24 protein-coding genes are annotated in these 25,275 nt (G+C 37.2%); 4 read left to right on the top strand and 20 right to left on the bottom strand.

The window, feature by feature from the left end:
• Positions 1-42: 42 nt before the first annotated feature.
• The 3 genes from RU87_RS02515 to RU87_RS02505 are packed head-to-tail and all read right to left on the bottom strand — an operon-like array spanning position 43 to position 3,696.
• Positions 43-1,440: a PASTA domain-containing protein gene (locus RU87_RS02515; RefSeq protein WP_068160340.1), complete on the bottom strand. Its 1,398-nt coding sequence runs from the start codon at positions 1,438-1,440 to the stop codon at positions 43-45.
• On the bottom strand, positions 1,433-2,104 hold the full coding sequence (locus tag RU87_RS02510; RefSeq protein WP_068160344.1) for an ABC transporter ATP-binding protein: 672 nt from the start codon (positions 2,102-2,104) through the stop codon (positions 1,433-1,435). The genes RU87_RS02515 and RU87_RS02510 overlap by 8 nt, the downstream gene beginning before the upstream one ends.
• A 5-nt stretch (positions 2,105-2,109) precedes the next feature.
• Entirely contained in the window at positions 2,110-3,696 is a 1,587-nt protein-coding gene (locus tag RU87_RS02505; protein WP_068160346.1) for an FtsX-like permease family protein, read from the bottom strand.
• Between the two features lie 313 nt (positions 3,697-4,009).
• Here RU87_RS02505 and RU87_RS02500 point away from each other — a divergent pair, with 313 nt between their 5' ends.
• Positions 4,010-5,194: a BaiN/RdsA family NAD(P)/FAD-dependent oxidoreductase gene (locus RU87_RS02500; protein WP_068160349.1), complete on the top strand. Its 1,185-nt coding sequence runs from the start codon at positions 4,010-4,012 to the stop codon at positions 5,192-5,194.
• Between the two features lie 52 nt (positions 5,195-5,246).
• Here RU87_RS02500 and RU87_RS02495 read toward each other — a convergent pair whose 3' ends face one another.
• From RU87_RS02495 to tsaB, 12 genes are all read right to left on the bottom strand, one after another.
• Positions 5,247-6,185 (bottom strand): ROK family protein, encoded by a 939-nt coding sequence (locus tag RU87_RS02495; RefSeq protein ID WP_068160350.1) that lies wholly within the window; start codon positions 6,183-6,185, stop codon positions 5,247-5,249.
• 109 nt (positions 6,186-6,294) lie between these two features.
• A complete protein-coding gene (locus tag RU87_RS02490; RefSeq protein WP_068160353.1) occupies positions 6,295-6,921 on the bottom strand; it encodes a DUF624 domain-containing protein in 627 nt (208 codons plus the stop codon).
• A 61-nt stretch (positions 6,922-6,982) separates the two neighbouring features.
• Positions 6,983-8,035 carry a GDSL-type esterase/lipase family protein gene (locus RU87_RS02485; protein WP_068160356.1) on the bottom strand — a complete coding sequence of 351 codons (1,053 nt, stop codon included), beginning with the start codon at positions 8,033-8,035 and terminating at the stop codon, positions 6,983-6,985.
• 36 nt (positions 8,036-8,071) lie between these two features.
• Positions 8,072-9,700: a sugar ABC transporter substrate-binding protein gene (locus RU87_RS02480; protein ID WP_197456610.1), complete on the bottom strand. Its 1,629-nt coding sequence runs from the start codon at positions 9,698-9,700 to the stop codon at positions 8,072-8,074.
• A gap of 34 nt (positions 9,701-9,734) precedes the next feature.
• Entirely contained in the window at positions 9,735-10,556 is an 822-nt protein-coding gene (locus tag RU87_RS02475; protein WP_082782125.1) for a carbohydrate ABC transporter permease, read from the bottom strand.
• An 86-nt stretch (positions 10,557-10,642) separates the two neighbouring features.
• On the bottom strand, positions 10,643-11,590 hold the full coding sequence (locus RU87_RS02470) for an ABC transporter permease (protein ID WP_068160363.1): 948 nt from the start codon (positions 11,588-11,590) through the stop codon (positions 10,643-10,645).
• Positions 11,591-13,036: a 6-phospho-beta-glucosidase gene (locus RU87_RS02465; RefSeq protein WP_068160368.1), complete on the bottom strand. Its 1,446-nt coding sequence runs from the start codon at positions 13,034-13,036 to the stop codon at positions 11,591-11,593.
• Positions 13,037-13,197: 161 nt separating this feature from the next.
• Positions 13,198-13,932, bottom strand: coding sequence for a MurR/RpiR family transcriptional regulator (locus RU87_RS02460; RefSeq protein WP_068160371.1), 735 nt, complete (start codon positions 13,930-13,932; stop codon positions 13,198-13,200).
• A 69-nt stretch (positions 13,933-14,001) separates the two neighbouring features.
• A complete protein-coding gene (tsaD, locus tag RU87_RS02455; RefSeq protein WP_068160374.1) occupies positions 14,002-15,018 on the bottom strand; it encodes a tRNA (adenosine(37)-N6)-threonylcarbamoyltransferase complex transferase subunit TsaD in 1,017 nt (338 codons plus the stop codon).
• Positions 15,015-15,434 carry a ribosomal protein S18-alanine N-acetyltransferase gene (gene rimI, locus RU87_RS02450; RefSeq protein ID WP_068160598.1) on the bottom strand — a complete coding sequence of 140 codons (420 nt, stop codon included), beginning with the start codon at positions 15,432-15,434 and terminating at the stop codon, positions 15,015-15,017. Before rimI (RU87_RS02450) ends, tsaD begins: the two co-directional genes overlap by 4 nt.
• Before the next feature lie 13 nt (positions 15,435-15,447).
• Positions 15,448-16,029 (bottom strand): ribosomal protein S18-alanine N-acetyltransferase, encoded by a 582-nt coding sequence (rimI, locus tag RU87_RS02445; protein WP_231860424.1) that lies wholly within the window; start codon positions 16,027-16,029, stop codon positions 15,448-15,450.
• Positions 15,989-16,696, bottom strand: a complete 708-nt coding sequence (gene tsaB, locus RU87_RS02440) for a tRNA (adenosine(37)-N6)-threonylcarbamoyltransferase complex dimerization subunit type 1 TsaB (RefSeq protein WP_068160377.1) — start codon at positions 16,694-16,696, stop codon at positions 15,989-15,991. Before tsaB ends, rimI (RU87_RS02445) begins: the two co-directional genes overlap by 41 nt.
• A gap of 195 nt (positions 16,697-16,891) precedes the next feature.
• On the opposite strand from tsaB, the gene RU87_RS02435 reads away from it, so the two are divergent.
• The 3 genes from RU87_RS02435 (at position 16,892) to RU87_RS02425 (ending at position 19,407) form a co-directional block, all read left to right on the top strand.
• On the top strand, positions 16,892-17,122 hold the full coding sequence (locus RU87_RS02435; protein ID WP_068160380.1) for an RNA polymerase epsilon subunit: 231 nt from the start codon (positions 16,892-16,894) through the stop codon (positions 17,120-17,122).
• A 73-nt stretch (positions 17,123-17,195) separates the two neighbouring features.
• On the top strand, positions 17,196-18,893 hold the full coding sequence (gene rnjA / locus RU87_RS02430) for a ribonuclease J1 (RefSeq protein WP_068160383.1): 1,698 nt from the start codon (positions 17,196-17,198) through the stop codon (positions 18,891-18,893).
• 139 nt (positions 18,894-19,032) lie between these two features.
• Entirely contained in the window at positions 19,033-19,407 is a 375-nt protein-coding gene (locus tag RU87_RS02425; protein ID WP_068160385.1) for a VOC family protein, read from the top strand.
• A gap of 1,084 nt (positions 19,408-20,491) precedes the next feature.
• On the opposite strand, the gene RU87_RS09615 is transcribed toward RU87_RS02425, so the two are convergent.
• The 5 genes from RU87_RS09615 to RU87_RS02395 all read right to left on the bottom strand — a co-directional run bounded on the left by RU87_RS09615 (position 20,492) and on the right by RU87_RS02395 (position 25,262).
• A complete protein-coding gene (locus tag RU87_RS09615) occupies positions 20,492-20,665 on the bottom strand; it encodes a hypothetical protein (RefSeq protein ID WP_156470811.1) in 174 nt (57 codons plus the stop codon).
• Between the two features lie 121 nt (positions 20,666-20,786).
• Positions 20,787-21,803, bottom strand: a complete 1,017-nt coding sequence (gene add, locus RU87_RS02410) for an adenosine deaminase (RefSeq protein ID WP_068160394.1) — start codon at positions 21,801-21,803, stop codon at positions 20,787-20,789.
• Positions 21,804-21,816: 13 nt separating this feature from the next.
• Entirely contained in the window at positions 21,817-22,656 is an 840-nt protein-coding gene (locus RU87_RS02405) for a DNA/RNA non-specific endonuclease (RefSeq protein WP_068160397.1), read from the bottom strand.
• Between the two features lie 7 nt (positions 22,657-22,663).
• Positions 22,664-23,116 (bottom strand): SprT family protein, encoded by a 453-nt coding sequence (locus RU87_RS02400; RefSeq protein ID WP_068160405.1) that lies wholly within the window; start codon positions 23,114-23,116, stop codon positions 22,664-22,666.
• Positions 23,106-25,262 carry a Tex family protein gene (locus RU87_RS02395; protein ID WP_068160408.1) on the bottom strand — a complete coding sequence of 719 codons (2,157 nt, stop codon included), beginning with the start codon at positions 25,260-25,262 and terminating at the stop codon, positions 23,106-23,108. The genes RU87_RS02400 and RU87_RS02395 overlap by 11 nt, the downstream gene beginning before the upstream one ends.
• Between the last annotated feature and the right edge of the window lie 13 nt (positions 25,263-25,275).

Here is a 25,275-nt window from a genome sequence, read left to right as displayed (position 1 = left end):
AAAAAATTATCCAAAGATAATTTTTTACTGATTCAACACTATTTATCTTTTTCCGTTACTCACCATCACGATAACATGACTATTTAGTGGGACAGCTTCATTTAAAGAACTTTGCCCAACGACAACACCTTTTGTTTCACTGCTATCGACATAGCGTACTTGATACGTAATCGGTGCGCCCTTAGCTGTATACTCATTATAGAACGTAGCCTGCAAATCGCCTTGTGTTTGTCCAGTTAAATCCTTGATATAAACTTGACCTAATGAAAAGGCTACAGAGATATTCGGGACATTATCTTTGGCAAAATACTGGGTGCCAGCACGCGTTGATTGATTGATAAACCCACCATAAGCTATGGACTCACTATACACTTGTTTCACAGTAACAGGTAACTCTTTTCCAGCAGCACTTGCTTCTTCAAAACTAAGCACTGAAAAATCTGGAACAATCAACGGCTTACCAAGTGATCGTTTAACAATAATCATATCTGCTTTTGATACTTTTTCCCCTTTTGCAACTGACTGAGCGATGACCTTATCTGCCTCCACTGTATTACTGCCCTCAGTTTGGAAATCTATTTTGACGCCTTTATCCATACTCCACTTGTCTATCTGCTCTTTTGTTTGCGTTGAAAAATCTGGAACATCAATATTTTTGACAACAGGTTCTTTTCCTTTTGAATAAAACAGTGTTAAGTTGTCTTCTCTCTTGAAATTTTCAGAGGTGAGCGATTGATTCGCAAATTCTTGTTTGATATAGCTATCTGTTGCGATGGTTTCTGAATAATCCAACTGAATTATTGTATTAGCCAGTTTCTCTTTTTTAATAAACACTCGTGCCTGTGCTAAAGAGAGTTTTGAAAAATCAGGTAGTTTAATTTTTGTTTTAGGATCTGCACCCAAACTGACAGTCAAATTGACAACCTTTTTCTTTGCAATCACTGTATGTTTATCTGGTTCTTTGATGACCGTATTCACTTTTTTATCAAAATCATAGAGGCGTTTGACATTTAAGGTTATCTTATGTTTATCGGCCCACGTTTGTGCTGTACTGACTGGTTTACCAGTAAAATCAGGTAACTTAATATGTGTTTGATTATAGTAAAATCCAAAAATGCAGCTCAAAATCAATAGAGTGACGATACCAAAACAGAGACGTTTTAACAGTTTCTTTTTTGCAAAAGCAGTATCTTTAACGAGTAAGTCATCACTCACTGGTTTAGCCATCTCTTTAGCAGTCGGACTAGCAACTGTTTTTTCGCCGGGTGTCACCTGTTTTGCCTCACCAGTGTTCTCGTCAACTTGTTTTTTGTGAAGCGCTTCAGACGCTTCTTGCTGACCTATTGCTTGTCCGTCTACTAAATCAGATGATTTTTTTTGATCTTTGGGTTTCTTGTTTTGATAATTATCAGATGTAAAATTAGATAAAAAATTACTCATGTGTCAAGTTTCCTTTTTTAAGCCGGTAAGTAATATCAGATTTTTTAGCCACTTCTTGTGAATGTGTGACAACGATTACCGCTTTCCCATTTTCATGAGCTAACCGTTGAAATATCTCAACAATCTCTCCCTCACGTTCCTCATCAAGATTTCCTGTTGGTTCATCAGCTAAAATCACCTCACTATTTGTTGCTAATGCACGAGCAATTGCGATTCTTTGTTGTTCCCCTCCAGATAATTTACTGACTAATCGATCAGCTTTATCCCGTGTGATCCCGATATAATCTAAAAGATTATAGGCAACAGTTTTTTGATCTTCGGGTAACTGGTTATCTGTAATTGTCATCGCTACCAATACATTTTCTGCAGCTGTGAGATATGGCACTAAATTATTATTTTGAAAAATAATAGACACTTTGTTTCTTCTATAATTCTCAAAGCCAATTTGTCTTATATCTTGCTGATCAAAAAGGACTTCTCCTGCTTTAGCACTATCTAGACCTGCAATCATCGATAGTAATGTCGTTTTGCCGGATCCAGACTCTCCTACGATCGTATAAAATTTCCCTATTTCAAAGTTGACAGAAATATCACGTAAGATATAACGTTGCATATCGCCATCTTGATAAAAATAACTCAATGCTTGTGTTTCAATAATAGACATAGTCATCACCCCAATAAGATTTTTTTAGGCTTTAATTTAAATATATAAAGCGTTGAGAGTAGTACAGATATCATAACAGTCGCTAAACCAACCAATAAGTATGTGACGATATAGAACGGTGTAAAAGATACCGAATAATTTTCAACCACTGACTCAGCACTAATACGCTTGCCTGTGCTGAATAGTGCGTCTTGATTCATCATATCTCCTATCGCGTCAGGTTTAGTTTTAGCAACACTATTTGATTGTAAAAAGGCATCAGAGGCAAAACTACCTAAAAATTTACCTGTTACTAATGACAGCATCAAGGCAATAATTGCGATGGTGAGCACTTCTGTCATAATCTGTAAAATGATCGTTGATTTTTTATCTCCAAGTGAGAGATAAATCCCTAATTCTCGTTTACGATCACGCATAAATAGTAACACAATCAGTAGAATCAAGATAATCGACAAACTAATCGCCGCTACAATAACGCCTTTTGCAATGTTTGACAATTTACTAAACTGACCTGCAATCGTTTCAAAACTATCTGTAGAGGTCATTACAGAATAAAACTTAGGCAATAAAGGTTTAGTATCTGCTTTAAACTTAGCGAGATCATCGATTGATTTTAGTTGATAAATTGGTACATAAAATGGCTTCACAGATTCTGCTAACTCTTTATCACTCATACCAGAAAATAGATCAGGCGATTGAGTAGTTAAAACCCGCATATAGCCTTGATTCATCTCGTGTACGGTTTTGTTAGGCATATAAAACGTGTTGTACATTTGAAAATCTAATCCGTCTTCTCCATTACTACCTATCATCGACGCAGCATGCACAACTGAACCACTATCTGCTTTACTAGACTTACCAGATTTTTTTTGTACTGTTTCTAATACCTGGTAGAGCCCCACTACTTTGACTTTTGTATCATATGTTTCTTTGTCACTGGTATCGTTTTGATTTTCATTCATATCTGCTGACATCAAAATCTGATCTATCGTCATCTCATCACCAACATGTAGCCCATTTTTGCTGGCAAATTCTTTCGAAATTAAAACAACTTTATTTCCTTTTTGGATATCTTCTTCAGTAAATACACTACCTTGAACCAGCTTAATTTTATTAAGTGAGATATCCATAACTTTTGGATCCTGTACACCACGAATAGGAATGAACTGCTCCATTGGATTGAAGCCACCAGTCTTATCCTCGGTCTTATCGTCTGCCTTATCTTTTTTATCTCCAGAAGGATTAAAGAGCTTTAAGCTTTTAGATTGAAATCCCGATGATTGAGAATAATCATAGCGCTTGATGTAAGGGTTAGCGCCAATTTTTTTTATCAGCTTAACCTCTAAATTAGTCTCCATATCAGGACTTGGATTTTCAAATTCTTTTTGTATCTCTTTATCATTCCAATCTATCCCAACAGTTGCGACAGCCCCCATCTGTTCTTTGGTTGTCTTTTCAACATGCTGAGTAGATTGCTGAATGATGACACTACCGGCTAAAATATTACCTAATACAAAGATCACTGTAAACAAGATAAGTGATTTTGATTTTTGTCTTGTAACAGAGCGTATGGCGCGTTTTAAAAAATTCATATGTCTCCTTTTACCTGTAAATGGCTTGAACCTTACGAAATGACCTTAACAAGTTTAGAATGTCAGCCCATTTCTCAAGCCAGTTCTATAAAATATTTGATCGACTAGTTAAAGTATATCATAATTCTTTCTTTTTAATCATATTACATTTACAGATTTTTTATATTTTAAAACTGTTTTATGTTTTAATCGCCAGCTAACCACATAAAAACTTGTTTAATAGCGTGAGCTTTGTCTACCACAAAGAGCAGAAATGAGACGACCTTAATCAGATAGTCTAAATAGTCTAAAAGACTGTGTTATAATAAAATCTATGAAAACAAATTATGATACGATTATTATCGGGGGAGGCCCATCGGGTATGATGGCTGCTATTGCTAGCAGTTTTTACGGTCGTCAAACACTCCTGTTGGACAAAAATAAAAAACTGGGTAAAAAGCTAGCCATGACTGGTGGGGGCCGGTGTAACGTCACTAACAATGGTACGCTTGAAGACATTCTAGCTGGCATACCACATGGTGGAAAATTCCTGTATAGTACCTTTGCCCAATTTGACAATCATGATATTATTCAGTTTTTCCAAGATAATGGTACAAAGCTAAAAGAAGAGGATCATGGTCGTATGTTTCCGGTAACGGATAGATCACAAACCATCATTGCCACCTTGCAAGCCAAAATGACTGAGTTGGGTGTGACTATTGCAACACAATCAGAGGTGATCTCAACAACCAAAACAGTAGATGGTCACTTTCTAATTAAAACAGCAGATAAAAGCTTTACCTGCCGTAAATTAATCGTCACAACAGGTGGTAAATCCTATCCTTCTACAGGTTCAACAGGCTATGGACATGAAATCGCAAGGCATTTCAATCTTAAAGTCACACCACTAAAACCAGCAGAAAGTCCTTTAACAACAGACTTTCCTCATAAACAACTACAAGGGATTTCCCTACGAGAAATCGTTATTCATATCGGAAAACACGAGATCAAGCATGATTTATTGTTCACACACTTTGGCTTATCCGGTCCTGCAGCTTTACGCGTCTCTACTTTCGTGCAACCAGGAGATGTCATCACAATTGACTTTTTGCCTGAGATATCTACAGATGAGTTAACCAGAGCAATTCACGACTTACGCGACAAATCAATCAAAAATGTGCTCAAAACACTTTTACAAGAGCGTGTAGCAGAATTTTTAATCATTGATGCAGGTATCAAGCTAGAAACAAAGGCCAAGCAGTTATCAGAAAAACAGCTCAAACTATTGAGTGAAAAAATAAAAGAGCTTCCAATTAAAGTTACTGGCACCATGAGTCTAGCAAAATCTTTTGTGACTGCCGGCGGTGTTGATTTAGCAGAAATTAAGCCAAAAACGTTAATGAGTAAAACAATCGATAACTTATATTTTGCAGGAGAAGTGTTAGATATCAATGCACATACAGGTGGCTTTAATATCACTTATGCCTTAGCTACTGGCTGGGTTGCAGGTATTAACTAAAACAAGTTGATGCCTCATACATCAACTTGTCATTTAGAATCATTTTATTAATTCAAAGAGAGGATCTATTCATCTCTTTTTCTTTTTCTTTTATTACCTGATAAACGGCGCCAATCAAGCCTGCATCATTTTTTAAAAGACAAGGTTGTACTTGAGCTATCGTATCATTGGATAACCGGTTCAAACTCCTATGATGCAGTTTGATTTTATCTAGCCTATGAGATAAGTGTCTCAAAAATGATTGATTAGCACTAATACCTCCACCTATTAGTAAAACTTCTGGATCAAATACACAGATCAAGTTGAGTAGTCCTTTAGCTACATCGTCATAATACTGATCTAGTACTCGACCAGCTATCTCGTCTCCATGACTCGCTAAATCAAGAATCATTCTAGCATCTGATATCGTTTTGCCACTCTCATGTTGATAATGCCTACAGAGTCCAACGATAACACCGCTCGTAAAATTCCAAGAATTATCTTCCAAATCTTGTGTATAATCTAAACTCTCTTGCATGCTCCATCCTGCTTCACCAGCAGCACCATGAGCCCCTTTATATATTTGATTATTAATCACAATCCCACACCCTACAGCGGTTCCCAGTGTAACCACGATATAGTTTTCTACGCCTTTGGCATTCCCAACCCATTGTTCTGCAATCGCAACACAATTAGCATCATTTTCTAATGTTACGGGCAAACCAAATGCTGACTCTAATCGTTTTTTTAAGTGCATATGATATAGTGACAAGATAGATCCTGCGGTAATCATATACCCATCCGGACTAACAATGCCAGGTATACTAACACCAACACCTTGAATTTCATAATTAGCTTGAATTTTTTTAACTTTTGCCGACATTTGATTGATCATCTTATCGGCATCATCTAAAATTGTTGGGAAAGTCCCTTTATGAAATACTTCACCAGTATGATTTACAAGACCATACTTAATCGCTGTGCCACCAATATCGAACCCAATATAATACATTTTTCACCTCCTAATCAATATCTTATAACGTCTTGTTATTTATCTAGTGACTCCATACTGAACACTTTATAATATATGGGTATCCCTCCTACACAGCAGCAGTCCATGACTAATTTCTATTCAGCACTTCTAGAAAAAGTTTATTCAAAAAATAACTCTGAATGTAAGCTGTTAAACTAAATGTTAAAAGCATAGATAAGACACCGGCCCAGTGAATATATAAGGGGACACCAATCACTAATACCCCCGCAATACTCAGCATGATAATTGAATATGCTGTGTGCTCAATAGCTAATAAGACACCATTTTTAATCATGCTAGATGTGTTGTGCTGGAATTTTGAAATCAAGGCAAATATATAAATAAGTGCCATCATTGTGATAGTTATGAACCCTAGTAAGACCAAAGATAGCCATACGTTACCTTGGCCTACACTAATCAATATCACTGCTGTAGCAATCAACAATAAAAATCCTAGCCATACTTGTGTTGCTTGCTTAATATTTTTTTGGAAACTATCGAGGTAGGCACTGTAAACCTGTCTAGTATGACCATTTTGCATATTTAAGGTAACATCATATAATGCAGTTATCGATGCGCCAATCGTGATTAATGGCAGACTACTCACCACAAATAATATGTTTAGGACAATCAAATCATACAACTTTAACATATACCGATAAATGATGCCATTTACTGCTAATAACCCACGCACATCAAACACCCCCTCTTTCATATATCTTTATACACATGACTTTTAACTGATTTGAATCATCATCTCACTGACTTCTTATTCATCACATTAGCGCTTCAAATATTGTAACATCAATAATTTGGCTCATAGCTTTCCCACCTTTTTCACTAGGATGCAGCTTGTCTCCAGAATCATACTGTATCGCTAACTGAGTTGGATCACTATCAGAGACTAGCACATCATTAAAATCATATACACCATCTACTTTAGCTTGATGCAATAACCAATGGTTTAAACGCATACGGAGTGTTTCTTTCTTGATATTTTTTACATCAATTGTATAGCCAATAAATGGACTAATCGTTGCGACATAGATCTTGCAATGATATTGATGTGCCAAGTGGAAAAGTCGTTCATAACCTGCCACCATCTCTTCAAAAGTCGGTAGCTCATCTATCGGGATTAGGGGATCAGTACCAGGTTGATGTAAATCATTCACACCTAAAGCGATGATAACCGCCTTAACATTGGTGTTGACCTTAAAGACATCACGTTCAAAGCGTGTTACACCAGACTGACCAAAATACTGTCCAGATACTGGAGTGTCTGCAAACGCTCTTAAAAGTCGATTACCTGAGATACCCGCGTTAACCACACTGTAGCTTTCACCTAGGATCTTATAAACTCCTTGTTTTAAGGGATTTATCCAAAAACCTTGTTCAGTAATGGAATCACCAAATCCAACAATCGTAGCAGCATCAGTACCTACATGACTATCCACACCTACAAGGAGGTTATAGCCCTCAGTTATCGACGTTTCTAAGCAAATCTGGATATAGAGGGTCTCATGTCGTACGACATTTTTATCGATTGTATCAGTTTGTTTGATATCATTCGGCATCAACTCAAAAGCAGTCTTACCGGCAACCGTTAGTGATTCAAACTTTTTTTCCGAATCACTTGCAATTGATATTGACTTAATTTGCTGTGTTTTGTCACTGTAACTATTCGTCAACGTTAACTTTAGTTGATCGCCATTATGTTTCATAATCACCTGATAGGTTATCAGTTGACCATTTAGTTGAGGCATGTCTAACCCCACACCCCTTTGCGCATAACTCCATGAAGTTAGCCACCGCTTATCTTGTTTCGTCATTTTTTATCACTTCATTCATAAACTACTAGAAAAGGTCTAGTTGTCATTTAATTTTCCTATATTTTTCTTAATATTTTTATCGCGAATCATATTGATTTTATCAATATGATTTTTTTCCTGGAATGCTTTATAGTCATTTAATACTTTGTCAAACTCTGCATCATTTTTGGCGCGAATCAAACTGACTAAGGTTGTATCCCACTTCGTTTCTATCGCACTCAATGATCTTGCTTCTTGGGTACCTGGTTGTGGTGCAATATTTTCAATCTCAAATTGTGGTGTTAAATATTTTTGTCCCCATGCTTGTTGTTGCCAAACTGCTTTAACATTTGAGGCTTTGTTGTATGTCTTAAATCGATCATGACCAAATTGAATGAACTCTGCGACACGGTAATCTTTTTGCCATTTGTCTGGATTTTCAGATTGCATTTTTGCAGCTTCATCAGTCCATTCTATTGATTTTTTATCACCATTAATATAGTTAAATGTTTTCCCTTCAATCCCGTAATTTGTCAAAATTTCGCCATAATCACTCAATAAATATTCAAATACTTGGATTGCTTTAGCTGGATTTTTTGTTTTTTGAGAGATATAGTTAATCATCCAACCTGAAAGACCAGCTTGTTGTAAGGTTGGTTTATTCCCTTTAGTAGACATCACACCATCTATTGCAACATATGCTTTATCTGGATTAGCAGTCAACCAAGTTTGCATATTATTTCCTAAATTAACATTTGCACCCATCATGATGGTTGCATACTTACCACTACTGACTTTTTCTTTAAATCCATCTCCATTATCTGTAAAACTATCATCAGAAATATTACCTTCTTCGTGAACTTGACGGAAAGTTTTTAACCAAGTCATATAATCATTATCGAGATTTCGATCATAGAACTTATCATCTTTAGTTTTAATCGGTACACCCAACATATCTTGCACCACTTTTTCAAGTGCTCCTACATCGCCCGACATATCATTAAAGCCAAATGGCATTAACTCTGGAAACTTAGCTTTTATGGCCCTCATACCAGCTTTAAATCCTTCAGGTGTCGTAAAATCCTGAGGACCAATTGCATCTAGCACATCTTGTCTAATAATAAAGGTTTCGTGTGTCGGTATGTCACCACTTTTAAAATCTGCCATGGTATTGGAATAGTTAGGATAGCCATACGTCTTGCCATCAGCTAGTTTATACCAATTTAATGTTTCTTTTCTAGCCACTTCGTTAAAATAAGGGTCATATTTATTGGCTAAATCTTGCAATGGCAATGCCCATTTATTTGCTGTTCTAGCTACTTCTGAATTAGCATCCAGTACGGTCACGATATCTGGGATATCTCCGCTGGCAAAATAAGTATTTAATTTTGTATCGTCTCCAACAATAAACTTAATATCAAGATTCAGATCTTTTTTCACCTGCTTGGTGATTAAATCTGTCCCATATTTTTTATTCCACCATTCGGCATTAATATACCAAGTTAGCTGATTATCTTTACTTTTATCAACTTTCCATGCTGGCGTTTTTTTGTCTACCTTATAAGATGCATCGGGTAGTTTAACCCCACTAGATTCCGCTTTTTTGTTACTGCCACAACCACCTAACAGCATAACGACTGCTAAACTTGTTACAGATAAGCCTAGAACTTTTTTAACATTTTTCATATATATCTCCTTTATAGTTTAAACACTTTTTGACTTATTCTTTAACTGCACCCAACATAGTCCCTGTCACAAAATATTTTTGTAAAAATGGATACAATACCAAAATCGGGAGCATCGTAACGATAATGGTAGCTAACTGGATACCTTTTGATGATGTTTGAATATTAAGCTGCCCACTGAAGCCACTTTGAGCAGCAGCTTGAGATTTCAAAATAATCTCATACAATTTCATTTGTAAAGGATACAAAGACTCTTTTTGAATATATAGTTTGGTTGTCATAAAATCATTCCACTGCCAAACACCATGAAATAAAGCAATGGTTGCAAGTGCCGGCTTAGATAGTGGTACAATAATTTTAAAGAAAATCCCCCAATCAGTTGCCCCATCTATTCTTGCAGATTCCTCTAAAGAGCTTGGCACATCTCTAAAAAAATTCATCAAAATCACAACATCATAATAACTAAACATGGCTGGCAAAATATAGACCCAAAAGCTATTGAGTAAGCCTAATGACTTAATCAAAAGATAGGTTGGGATCATCCCACCAGTAAAGAACATGGTAATAATCCCCATAGAGGAGTAAATAAAGCGCCCTTTCAATTCACGTTTACTCAAAGCGTAAGCTACAATCGCACAAAAACTAACATGCGCAAAAACACCTATCGCTGTCTTACTGACTGAGATAAACAGAGCAGACCATAAGGTTTTATCTTGTAGTACACGACTATAATTATCTAGTGAGAATGATGACGGCCAAAATACAAATCCACCTTTGTTTAATGCATCTGTTGATGCAAAAGATGAGACCAATACATTCCATAGTGGCACTACAATTAATAAAGTAAAACTTGTCATTAAAATAAGATTGATGAAATCAAAAGCACTTTTTTTTGATTTAATGTTCCCCTTTTTATTTTGTTGAGACACTGGTACCTCCTTTCTTATAAAACAGATCGATTATCATTTAATTTTTTTGTCACAACATTAGCACCCACTAATAAGATGACAGAAATAACAGAAACGCCTAAACCAACAGCAGTTGCATAGGCAAAATCGCCTTGTGATAAACCGACACGATAAACATATGAATTAATCACCTCAGCTTTCGGCTGATTTTGTGAGTTCATCAGCACCAGTGTTTGATCCAAATTAGAGTTAAATAATCCTGCAACAGAAAGAATCAAATTCAGCGCTAAGATATTACCTAGACTGGGTAAGGTAATACTCCAGATTTTACGCATTCGGGATGCCCCATCAATTTCGGCTGCTTCATAGTAGGTGGGATCAATTTTTGACATCGTAGCCAAATAGAGAATTGTGCCCCAACCAGCCTCTTTCCACACATCTGAAAGCGCAGCGATTACCCAGTATTTATTGGCATCTAGCATATGGTTGGTATTACTTTTAATACCAATCGCACCTAACATGTCGTTCATCATGCCGTTTGAGCTCATCCAAGTAATTAGCATACCACCCAATATAATCCATGATAGAAAATGCGGCAAATAAGTAATTGTTTGTACCAGTTTTTTAAACGGTGTCCATTTAAGTTCAAAAATGAGAATGGCAATAATGATAGGCAAAACAAAGCCAACAGATAATTTGATTGCACTGATGCCAAATGTGTTAATCACTGATTCCCAGAAGTATTTATCTTGTAAAATGATCTTGAAATTTTCTAGACCAATCCATTCTGAACCACCTATGCCACTGATAACTGAGTAGTTTTTAAATGCAATGGTTAAGCCATAAATAGGCACAAAATTAAAGATCAACATATACACAACACCTAAAATCGCCATGCTTTGTAATTGCCATTGTGAGGTAAATGCCTTGCACCATCTAGTCGCACGCTGTGCTAAGGATAATTTATAGCTTGTGTCCTGCATCTATAATTCCTCTCCATTTGATTGAATTACTTTTTGGTACCAAGTATATGACTCTTTGATACGCCGCTCAAGTGTCCCCTTACCAGCATTATCTTTATCTACATAGATCATACCGTAACGTTTTTCCATCTCACCTGTCCCAAAACTAACTAGATCAATAATCCCCCATGGCGTATACCCTATCACTGGTACACCATCGTCTAGTATCGCTTTTTTCATTTCTTGGATATGTGCTTTCAAATAGGCAATACGGTAACCATCATGTATCTGTCCCTCATCACTCAACTTATCATAAGCACCAAATCCATTCTCCACTATAAATAATGGGAGATTATAGCGTTGGTAAACGGTATTCAAGACATACCGTAATCCTACTGGATCAATCTGCCATCCCCAATCACTGGCCTTGACATAGGGATTTTTAACAACTTTAGCATTTGGAAAATCAGGAATTTTATGTCCAGACACTGTCTCCTCTTTTTGAGTCGTCACTGTCCCAGACATATAGTAAGAAAAACCAATATAATCAACGGTTCCTTCTTTTAGGGATTGCAATTCTGACTCAGTATAGTCTATCTGATAGCCTTTTTGTTCCCAATCTTTTAAGGTATAACTAGGAATCACGCCTCTTGCATGGATATCACTATAGAAATAACGACGTTCCATGACTTTGCTTGCTGCCATTTGATCCTCAGGTTTTGCAGAAAATGGGTATACTGGTACATAAGCCATCATGGCACCAATTTTAAAGGCTGGATTAATCTCATGGCCTAATTTGACAACTTTAGCACTAGCAATCAATTCATTTAAACTTGCTTGGTAGATGACCTCCTCTGCTATTTCATCTGCTTCTATAAGCACAGCGGAGTTAGTCCAAGTATGCAAGCTATGTTGTCCGTCTGCCTGATTATTAATTTCATTAAAGGTCAGCCAATAGCTAACTTTGTCTTTGAAGCGTCTCATAACCACATCTGCATAGTTGACAAAAAAGTCAATGAGTTTTTTATTTTTAAACCCACCATAAGTTTCATAAAGTTGATAAGGGATTTCAAAATGTGATAGGGTAATGACAGGTTCAATCCCATTTTTTAACAACTCATCAAACAAGTCATCATAAAATTGCAGGCCAGCTTCATTTGGTAAAGTCTCATCACCTTTTGGAAAAATCCTAGCCCAACTAATAGAAGTTCTAAAGCACTTAAGACCTAAGGTTTTGAATAGCTGAATATCCTCACGATATCTGTGGTAAAAATCAATCGCTTCATGATTAGGATAGTATGTATCGGGCAATACACCATCTGTTATCTGACGTTGTGTAGTGTTACTACCTGCTGTCATCACATCAGCAATACTGATACCTTTTCCTGCTTCTTGCCACGCGCCTTCTATCTGATGTGCTGCTACTGCACCTCCCCAAAGAAACTCTCTCGGCAATTCTTTTTTCATTATCAACCCCTCCTTAAATTTACTATTTTTTTTATACTTAATACCATTATCATACCAAATTTAAAATAATTTGTAAGCGTTTTCTGCTATTTGGGTAAGAATTCAACAAGTTGATAAAAAAAACACAAGTGGAACGTAGCGTTCCACTTGTGTTTTTTTTACTATTCTCTATCCCACACCTTTTGAATTAAGGCTTCTACTAAAAAAACGGATTGAATTTGACTAGACATATCATGATAGGTATTCAGGCGAATCTTAGGTGTTTGATAAGGTAACACATAATTTGACATTTGTGCCAAAATAGATACCTCATCAGCAGTGATCGTTATAATCGTAAAATCATCTTTATTTTTAAACGTATTTACAACCTCGATCACTTCATTTGTTGCACCAGAGACAGATAAAATAATAATAATATTATTGGCTGTATGCTTAAGTTTTTGCGCTACTGGATAAGTAGGATCCGTTAAAGCAAAAGCATTGTAACCAATCGTAGCAAGCCGTCTTGCTGCATAATCACATATCGCACCGCTAGCTCCCATCCCTAAAAGCATAATATTTTCAGCATCTAAAATAGTATCTGCCACAATCTCTAGCTTCATCTCAATATTTTTAGGAAACAGATCTTGACTTAAACTAGAAAGCCGATTAAAAAAATCTGGTGATGTGGGATTTTCTTCAGCCGTTAATTTCAAATTAGCTCGAAATTCAACAAAACTTGAATAACCTATTTTTCGAATAAAACGCATCACTGAGGCAGAAGACGTATGAGAAGCTTCTGCAATCTCACGAATCCGCATATAAGGGACTTTACTTCTATTATCAGCCAAATAATTATAAATAAAACGATCTGTTTCTGATAATTTTGATAAATCAACATGTTCAAAAAATGACATCAGGTATCTCCCTTATAACTAGAAACTGTTTGATATTTACGCTTCATTAAGTTATCTAATCAGTTATCACTAGGCTAATTGGTCAAAACTTAAACTTGGGCGTGCATTCAAATCTAAATCAGCAAAATGTTGCTGATTATATTCGCATACACTGGCATAAGCAATCATACCGGCGTTATCGCCACATAGTCTAAGTGGTGGTATCACCACATCAACATCTAGCAGTTCTACAGCCAAACGATCACGTAAACCTTTGTTAGCAGCAACTCCACCAGCAACAACTAGCATATTAACTGGAAATTGTGCTAAGGCTTTTTTGGTTTTTGCCAACAAAACATCTAAAACAGCCGCTTGAAAACTGGCTGATAGGTCTTTCTTATCTAATGTTTCACCTTTTTGCTCTGCATTGTGAACCGTATTGATAAAAGCAGACTTTAAGCCTGAAAAACTAAATTCAAAGTCTGGATCATCGTGTTTCATCATCGCTCTAGGAAATGCAAAAACATCTTGTCCCTGATGCGCGAGTTCATCAATCTCTCTACCAGCTGGATAGGTTAACTTCATGACTCGACCTACCTTATCGTAGGCTTCACCTACGGCATCATCACGAGTCTCACCTATGATTTTATAGTCACCTGGCGCTTTAACATAGACCAACTCAGTATGTCCACCACTGACAAGTAATGACATCAAGGGAAATTCAAGTGGTTTGACTTGTCTTGCTGCCCAGAGATGACCAGCCATATGATTAACAGGAATGATCGGTAATTGGTTTGCCCAAGCAAAAGCTTTGGCAGCTGCTATACCTACTAATAGTGCGCCAACAAGTCCTGGTCCTTCAGTAACTGCTACTGCGCTCAATTCTTTAGCGGTAATGTTAGCTTCTGCCAACGCTTCATTTATACAAGTCGTGATCACTTCTACATGGTGTCGACTTGCTACCTCTGGTACCACACCGCCAAAGCGTTTATGACTTTCAATCTGGCTAGCGATGATGTTACTTAATAAGTCGTGATCATTTTTTAAGACGGCAACACTTGTCTCATCACACGATGTTTCAAATGCTAATATATAGTTATCTGTCATTTTTCTCTCTTCATTAAAAGTGCATCTTCATTGGGATTTTGATAATAGTTTCTTCTGATGAAATAGGTCTCAAAGCCATGTTTTTCATATAACTGACGTGCTTTTTGATTGGAATTGCGAACTTCTAAAAAAAACTTACCGTCTTGATTTAGTAATGCGTTCAGCAATAAACTTGCAATACCTTGATGTTGATAGGCACGACTGACAGCAAGATTTGTTATTTCTATCTCATCCATAACGATTGAGGTAGCAAGAAAGCCTATAACAGTCTCATTTGCCTCCAATGCTAGATAATAGTTAGTCTCTTCTCGATTCATATCAGACACAGTTTGCGCCAATGTCCAAGGTGCACTGTCGTAGACGTCAACTAATATGGCTTGTACCATAGCAGCATAAGCGTCACCGTCAGTGTTCATCACATTTGTTTGCCTAATTTTTATCAAAACGATCGTTTAATGCTCCAAGTTTCTTGACCATCCATAACCCATCTAATTGATTTTCATAGTAGTCAGGTAATATTTCTGTTGTTTCAAACCCTAATTGACGATACATGGCTTGAGCTATCATATTATCTCTCATCACCTCTAAGGTAATCGTCTCCGCACCTAATAGTTGCATCAAATCACACATCCCAATCACGAGATTTGCACCAATACCTTGTCGTTGATAAGCGGTCAAAACAGCTAAATTTGAAAGGTGTACAGAGGCTGTTTCTGGTATCATTCTCGCACCAATAAAGCCTACAATTCGACCATCAGATTCTGCTGTCAAAAACATAGCACGGTCATTTTTCATGATTTCATGTTCAAAATGTGAAAACGTCCAAGGTGTTTCTCCAGCATAGACGTCGCGTTCTATCGTCAAAAAACTGACAATATCTTCTCGCTCAGCAATACGATATCTTGTATCCCCGATCACAATATCCAAATCGACATCATCAAACGCCCGATACTTTCGAAACGAATGCTGTTCAAATTTTTTGGATATAGTTTGCATCAGTTGTTTCATCATGTGCATGTGTCTCCAGCCATTTTTCTTCTGCTTCCACTTTCTTCAAATATTCTGGTTCAAAGTAATCAACCTCTACTGCTTTTTCATGACTTGCCAAACACGCAATCTGATAAGCATTAGGTAATCTGCGTTCAGGATTCTCGATAAATTTTGCTTGAGGTAGTGATGCCAAGATGAGCTCTCGAAAGCCATCAATCTCTCCAGTAAAGTGAACCGTTTTTTCTTGTGAAAGTTCTGATAAGAGTTGGCTAAGTGGTAGATGACGTTCTTGATTCACGAGTTGTTTATCCTCATAAATACCTGCATAAACATTTTGTCTACGTGCATCAATCAATGCGATAACTTTACCTTTAACACAGGCATTGGCTGCAATTGCCGCTAAGCTTGACACACCGATAAGCTCAATCCCAAGTGTACTTGCAAGTGTCTTTGCTGTCGTTACTGCTATTCTAAGTCCTGTATAGCTGCCTGGGCCTTTCGCCACCGCAATGCTATCTAAATCGCTCGGTGCAAACCCTACGTTAGTCATCAAAAAATCGATAGCCGGCATCAGGGTAATACTATGATTTTTTTTAATATTTAGATCTATCTTACCTAGTAAAGTCGTATCTTCTGTCAGTGCAACAGACAAAGTCTGACTAGAGGTATCAAAAGCCAATCGTTTCATTTCTCGTTATCTCTTCCCGTCATTTTTGCACACGATCACTAGGTTAGTGACACAATCGCTAAAACCAGTCGCCTTTTTACAGTTGTGCATGTTGAGTATATTACCATTTTATGATAAAATATAAGTAATTGCAATAATGCGACCTCTAATCGAGGTGCCCCTGTAAACTTATCAACTGATGAATTGGAGAAAAACATGTTATTCAAAGTCTTTTATCAAGAAACAAAAAAACGCAGTCCTAAACGCGAAACAACTCACTCACTTTATTTAGAGTTACCAGTGTCAGACGTCCGTGAAGGTGTCATACAAGCACGCGAAATCATGCGCGATAATACTGAGTATCATGTCGAATTTATTGATGCAATCAGTGATGAACAAGCTGAATACGAAAGAGAAGCTGAACACTTTAACATCACAACATTTTAAACAACCTTACAACTTGTGAGTGTCATCACAAGTTTTTTAATAAACTCAAAAATATAATATAGAAAAGAGATATATGAGTAACAATAGCTACACCAATTTAGCCATAAATCCAGATGAAGTCGCTGTTTTTGCGATCGGTGGACTTGGAGAAATTGGTAAAAACACTTATGGTGTTGAATATCAAGATGAAATCATCATCGTTGATGCAGGGATTAAATTTCCAGAAGATGATCTGCTCGGTGTAGATTATGTTATCCCAGATTATAGTTATATCGTTGAAAATCAAGACAGAATCAAAGGTGTCTTTATCACACATGGTCACGAAGATCATATCGGCGGGATTCCTTTCTTGCTAAAACAAGCTAATGTGCCGATCTATGCAGGACCATTATCGTTAGCTCTAATTCGTGGCAAACTAGAAGAACATGGTCTTTTACGTGATGCCCAATTATTCGAGATTAAACCAGATGATGAGATTGCCTTTAAACATCTAAAACTGTCATTTTTCAGAACGACACACTCAATTCCTGAACCTATCGCTATGGTAGTGGATACACCTCAAGGTAAGATTGTCGCAACTGGTGACTTTAAGTTTGACTTCACTCCCGTTGGAGATCCAGCTGACTTACACCGCATGGCTGCTTTAGGGACAGAAGGCGTCTTATTACTACTTTCTGACTCTACTAATGCTGAAATTCCTACTTTTTCTCATTCAGAAAAAGTCGTTGGTGCATCTATCCAAAAAATATTTGAACGTATTGAAGGTCGAATCATTTTTGCCTCTTTCGCCTCAAATATCTTCCGTCTGCAACAAGCCGTTGAAGGTGCTGTGAAAACAGGCCGTAAAATCGTGGTTTTTGGTCGTTCTATGGAGAAGGCTATCGTTAACGGGATTGAACTTGGTTATATCAAAGCACCTAAAGGTACATTCATCGAACCTGGTGAGGTTAACCAGTATCAACCACACGAACTACTCATCATGTGTACAGGCTCTCAAGGTGAGCCGATGGCCGCTTTGAGCCGTATTGCAAACGGTATGCACCGTTTTGTGACCCTACAAATGGGCGATACTGTTGTCTTCTCATCTAATGCCATTCCTGGTAATACACACGGTGTCAACCAACTAATTAACCGCATCTCAGAAGCTGGTGCTAAAGTTGTCTATGGTAAGATGAATAACATCCATACCTCAGGACATGGTGGGCAACAAGAACAAAAATTGATGCTACGCCTCATCCAACCAAAATACTTTATGCCAGTCCACGGTGAATACCGCATGTTAAAAATACATGCTGGACTCGCACAAGATACTGGTGTGCCTAAAGAAAATTGTTTCATTTTCGAAAATGGTGATGTACTAGCACTGACAGCTGATTCTGCACGACCTGCTGGTCATTTCTATGCACAAGATACTTATGTAGATGGCAATGGTATCGGAGATATCGGAAATGCTGTCTTACGTGATCGTCATGAACTTTCAGAAGATGGCGTGGTCCTTGCAGTTGCAACTGTTGACTTCAAGAGTAAGATGATCCTTGCTGGACCAGATATGCTAAGCCGTGGCTTTATCTATATGCGTGAATCTGGTGATTTGATCCGTTCTGGACAACGTGTTTTATTTAATGCCATCCGTAAAGCGATGAATGCTGAAAATGCAAATGAAGCAAGCGTCGCACGTGCGATGACAGATGCGATTAAACCTTTCTTCTATCGTGAATTAGAACGCGAACCAATCGTCATTCCGATGATCTTAACACCTGATAAAAAATAAACATCGAGACATTAAAAGACTAAGCTGTGGTGGCTTAGCCTTTTTTATAATAAACACTTACTACCAGCAAGTAGAAATTAAGATAACCAACATTTAAATAGTCTACTTCAAGAGAGAAATGGCAAAGGAGATTGGCAACATGAAATTAGATATGATTGGCATCATCACAAAAGATATTAAAAAAGCGGTTGAATTTTATGAAACATTAGGATTTAAAATGATTGATAGTCCATCTGAGGATTATATAGAACTAGATAACAATGGTGTTAGAATTTCTCTGAATACTGCCAAAATGGTCACTAGTATTTATGGATATGAACCGGTTACTGTCGGAGATAAAATTGAATTAGCGTTTTTATGTGACTCTACTATCGAAGTGGATGCACTTTATAACAAAATGGTAACTGCTGGCTATGAGTCATTCAAAGCACCTTGGGATGCTTTTTGGGGGCAACGCTATGCGATTATAAAAGATATAGATGGAAATCTCTTAAGTTTATTTGCAAACCAGTAAACAAAACAGAGCATAAGTCAGATACACTCACTTACAAAAGTTAGGGTAATCTAAACACTCAGTTTGATTTTTGATGATTCAAATCCCTTATAGTGATTTAATTTAGGCATATCTCACCTGTCACTTTTTAACATATTGATATAAAAAACAGACTATATGATGCTTTTCACAAAAAAACGCCTTAGACGCCTAACTCTAAGTCGTTTTTTGGTATACAACTGACTTAGCTGTTATCTATAAGAAGCATGGACGGCTTGATCAAGTGATAGTTAAAATGGTTTATCATATTGAAAAAAGAGTTCTGAAAGATGGTATAATGTAATTTAAGGCTGTTTAACTATCAACGGAAATTATCATTAACTTATAAATCAAAACTGAAGATAAGAAACGAGTGATTAGACGCAACCAACTAGGTGATAGTTATGAATGATGCAAACTGCTTTTTATCATAGCTACTTCATCGAGCATACACTTTGGCAGTGTTAATGATAGGCATATATTTTGAGATATATTATATATTTAGATTGGGGATTTAATGAGGGCTACGCTTACCTATTCACTTATTGTCTTATGGACGATAGTTTGTTTTTATTTTTTGTTTTTACAACTTGGTTACTGGACTTTTGTAGTCGATCTGAGCTTGTTATTGATATTTTCAATGTTACTCTATCATATATCTACTATTGAACAATATGTTTTTAAGAAAAATAGACATGACACACATGCTAATAAGGAAAAATTATTTATTAACATATTTCAAGCAATACTGTTCATAGACGTTATCTTTTATCAATCAATCACTATTAGTGTCGTAAATATGTTTTGTGTTGCCATGATGATCGTTTTGAATTATAGAAATAGTCAATAATATAAAATATGTTGCAAAAATGTATTTATCAATGATTATGATTTGTTAAAAGGAGATGAATATGCGAGTGAAAATTATCATGTTAAATGTGATTTGCTATATATATAGTTTGCTCTATATGTTGTTCAAAGGAAAATATGCGCTTGTTAATCGCCCATGGTGGAGCATTTCATACTCAATTTGCGCCTTATTACTTGCTTTGATGTTAATAGTAATCTATGAGAGAAATCGATTACTTTGGGCATCAAAAAATAAGAAAGAAGAAACGAGATACATTGCTATTTCTGGTGCCTGCATCGTTTCTTTAATATTGGCAGGAATCGGTAGATGGTAATCTTGTGTATACGTATAGTAAAAAATAATGAAGAGGTTAATTGTACGTGTCATCATCTTTATAAAAATGTTTAAAAAATATCAGGTACAATAATCATAATTAAAATAAAAAATAAAAACGACTTAGATACCTAACTCTAAGTCGTTTTTTATAGTATGTTAGTGATATCTTCACGCCTTATTTGTTATCTATCACAAACTCATCTTTCAGTGCTGCGCGTTGTTGTGGTGTCATAAAACTCGCTTCATAGGCGTACTGTGCGATTTGACGGAACTCAGATTCCTTTAGTGCATACCACTCAGAAATCTTAATATATTCATCTGTCAGTGTTGTCCCAGAGACAGTTCGATTATCGGTATTGATTGTCACTCTAACACCTGCATCGAGCAACGTTTTGAACGGATAATTCTCTATTTTATCTACTGCTTTAGTCTGGATATTAGATGTCGGTGCCATCTCCAGAGTAATTTTTTTATCGATCAACTCAGCCCATTTTTCAGGCATATCTTTAATGGCTACACCATGTCCAATGCGTGTTGCGCCTTGCTTGATCGCATCCATCACATTTTGTGCACAGCCACATTCTCCTGCATGAAGCGTCAGTGGAATATCATGTGCTGTCACTTTTTCAAGCACTGAAGTGAATTCCCCTACAAACCCATCTGATTCACCACCTGCCAGATCAAACCCTGCAACATGTGTTAACTCCCCAGTTAAAAATAAGTCGATAACTTGCATAACACTGGCTGCAGATTCATGGCGCATCCCACACAATAAAGCATTTGCTTTCACATCAAACTCTCTTTCGCCATCAGCTAAACCTTTTGTTACAGCCTGAACGACCTCTAATAACGTCAAGTCTTTTTCTGTGTGGAGTGTCGGTGCAAAACGCACTTCTATATAACGGATATTATCTTGCTTAGCTTGTTTGAGCACATCATAGGCAGCTAAAGAAAGTGCCTCTTTTGTTTGTAACATCGGTAAAACAAAATCAAATGGTGCCAAGTAGTCAAGCAAACTTTCTGCATTTTCTGGCGCTGTAATTTTCTCACGTAATGCTGCATCTGAATCAGGCAAACTAATCCCTGCTTTTTCAGCCAATACACGAATCGTTCCCATCGAAATCGACCCATCCAAATGACAGTGCAATTCTATTTTTGGTAACTGATTTAACTCAGTATGCGATAAATTCATTCTTCTACCTCACTTATTTTTTTGTACCAACACCAGTTGTATAATCAAGCGTATAGTTGGGCTGGACATTAAACACGTAAACATTTATATCACAAACCTTCCCATCGTCTTCCACTGATTTTGCCATCATATGTATGCCACGTGGGAGCAGTTCACTGTCTTGGTATATTGGCGTTACTTGATACCGAACATGCAGTTTATCACGATATAAAACATCAGAGATCTTGGTCTCGAAATCTTGCATACCAGGTGAGTTCATCGCTCTAGTCCCTGTAACCAAGTTCTTAGGACTCCCTGCATCACCAGAAAACATCCAGGCAATCAAGTGACTCCGGTTATAAAGGGTCACAGGCGTATTATGGAAGGTGATGTCTTGATTATTTGACCGATGATTGTAATACCATCCAACTGGATTGTAAGGTATTCTTGGCCGCTTCATTTTTTTGACCTTCATATATTGGGTATAACTCAACCGTGCATTTGCCTGATTAGCTCGGTTTAGCTGATCTTGTTTTGAAAAATTCACCCAATAATCAGTCTTGTCATTCTGCGTCAGCTCTGATGCAGAAAAAGTTGATTTCCCACCGTTTATCTTAACGTAATAGGTATCAGAGCCATCCCAAGTCAAATTCAGAAACTCACTTGCGTTTGTCGCTGTGACAACCTTTTCTTGCTGTTGTAGGTGTTGCTGCACTTGTTGCTGTGTTTGATGATTGCTTGATTTAGAGACAACATAATAAGTCCCAAATCCTACCGCAACCACAAGCAATGCAATGATCTGCTGTGTTTTCGTTAACCGTTTAAAGAGGTGTTGTGCTGCCTTAATAAGTTGTTTTTCTTCTGATTTTTTCAAAGATTAGCTACCCCTTTTCCTTGATAAGTTGTAGCTGTTTGCCACACTTGCCACACCGATACTTACTTAAAACTATTTTTCTTCGTCGCTGATACCTTTGCCCACATGATAGGCATTGATATACTAGATAGTTGACATCTGGTAAAGGGGGTGCATATCTAAGTCCTCCTACTTGTGAGAGTAAGCTTTTAAACTCAGCATCTCCATGTTTATAGCCTCTACCAGCTCTATACAGATGATAATGAACCAGCTCATGTTGTACAATCTGGCGAAAAACATCTTCAGAAAAGAGATCGTACATCCGCTCATTAAAATCTAGATGTAAATCTTTTGGGAAAAATCTGCCTCCCGTTGATTTTAACCGTCGATTAAATCTCGCCTCATGTTCAAAAGCTTTACCAAAATCAACTTGAGAAACCCATCTGACAAAAGCTAATAACTCATCATCTTTAGTCTTCATCTTTTTTTGGCAATGCCTTTAATTCCACCATAGATAGGCCAACCTTACCACCACGTTTTTCATCTATTTGATAGACCCAGACTGTCACGATTTGACCGACTGCAACGATAGTAGATGGATCCTTAATAAATTTCTTAGACATACGAGAAACATGCACTAAGCCATCTTCTTTAATGCCGATATCCACAAAAGCGCCAAAGTCAACGACATTTCTAACAACACCTTCTAATTTTTGACCTACTCGTAAGTCTTTAACCGATAGCACATCTGATCTTAATAATGGTGCATCGAATTCATCTCGCAAGTCTCGACCAGGTTTAAGTAGATCTGATACAATATCTTTTAAAGTCGCCTGTCCAACAGCTAATTGATCTGCCAACTGTTTAAGATCAACTTGTTTTAATTTTTCACGCGCTGCATCATCTAACGCTTTGATACCAAGTTCAGCAAATAACTGTGATACTACTTTGTAAGACTCTGGATGAACACCCGTATTATCAAGGATATTATCACTCGTTGGAATACGTAAGAAGCCAGCTGCTTGTTCAAAAGCTTTCGCACCTAAACGCGGTACTTTGTTAATTTCTTTACGGGAGCTGATCATGCCGTTTGCTTCACGGTAAGCCACGATATTTTTAGCAATCGTTGCATTTAGGCCAGCGACATGTGATAGCAGACTGGCACTTGCTGTATTAACGTTTACACCAACTTGGTTAACCACCGTTTCAACAACGAAATCTAAGTTATCCGTCAGTTTTTTCTCAGACACATCATGCTGATATTGTCCGACACCAATCGCTTTTGGCTCGATTTTAACAAGTTCTGCTAAAGGATCTTGTAGGCGTCGCGCAATCGAAATCGCCGACCGTTTTTCCACCGTCAACTCCGGAAACTCTTCACGCGCGATAGGACTAGCGGAATAAACTGATGCCCCACTTTCTGATACGATGACATATTTCACAGTGAGGTGATGATCTTTGATGACATCTGAAACAAATTGTTCACTCTCACGAGAAGCTGTCCCATTACCAATCGCAATCATCTCAACACCATAAGTCGTGATTAAGTCATGTAGCTCAACTTTGGCCTGTTCAATTTGTTTCGCAGAGGCAGGTTTAACAGGATAGATAACTGTCGTCAATAACATTTTCCCTGTTTTATCGACGATTGCAAGTTTTGCACCCGTTCTAAAGGCTGGATCAAACCCTAATACGATTTTTCCTTTTAAAGGTGCAACAAGTAGCAAGTTACGTAAGTTTTTACCAAACGTCTCTATCGCACCATCTTCTGCACGCTCTTTTAACTCGGCACGTACAATACGTTCCATAGCAGGAACAATTTTTGATTTAAGGGCATCGTGAATCGCCGTTTTTAAATAAGCATTCTGTTTAGCATTGTAACGATTCTCAAACATAGCTACTAGTTTATCCCAGTTATGTTCAAATTTTACAGTTAATACCCCAAGTTTTTCTCCGCGGTTTACTGCTAATACACGATAATTGGGGATTTCTGTGAGCTTATCTGAAAACTCGTAATACATCTCAAACACATTTTTTTCATCTAAACTAGCATCTTTCTCACTGGTTGCGATACGAGAATGTTGTTTGATTTCATTTAATACCCAGGCACGCATCTTCACATCTTCAGCAATTGCCTCGCTCAAGATATCAAGAGCACCAGATATCGCTGCATCATTACTTTCGACATCATCAGTTAAAAATGATGCGACATTGCCTGACACATCACCATTTTGCATGATAAGTTTTGCCAAACCAAAAAGTCCACGCTCTTTAGCAATCGTTGCCTTAGTCCGTCGTTTTGTTTTATACGGTAGATAATACTCCTCCACCTCAGATAGTTTATCTGCTTGTAAAATATTATGACGTAACTCATCAGACAATTTGCCAAGCGTTTCAATTTTTTCAAGTACTGTGGCTTTACGCTCGTCTAATTTAACCCGTCGATCATGTTCGTCAACAATTGACTTGATCTGAACCTCATCCAAATCCCCCGTCACTTCTTTACGGTAACGTGCAATAAAAGGAATAGTATTACCTTCTGCAGTCAAGTCCAAAACTTGAGAGATTTGCTTGGGTGAGACGGCTATTAAATCAGCTATTTGCTTGATATGTTCTTTATTTTCCATTTCTTCATTATAC

The organism is Pseudolactococcus plantarum (genome assembly GCF_002441715.1).
Lineage (GTDB): Bacteria > Bacillota > Bacilli > Lactobacillales > Streptococcaceae > Pseudolactococcus > Pseudolactococcus plantarum.
The sequence above is the reverse complement of the archived record's forward strand: the minus strand, read 5'-3'. Positions and strand labels throughout refer to the sequence as shown.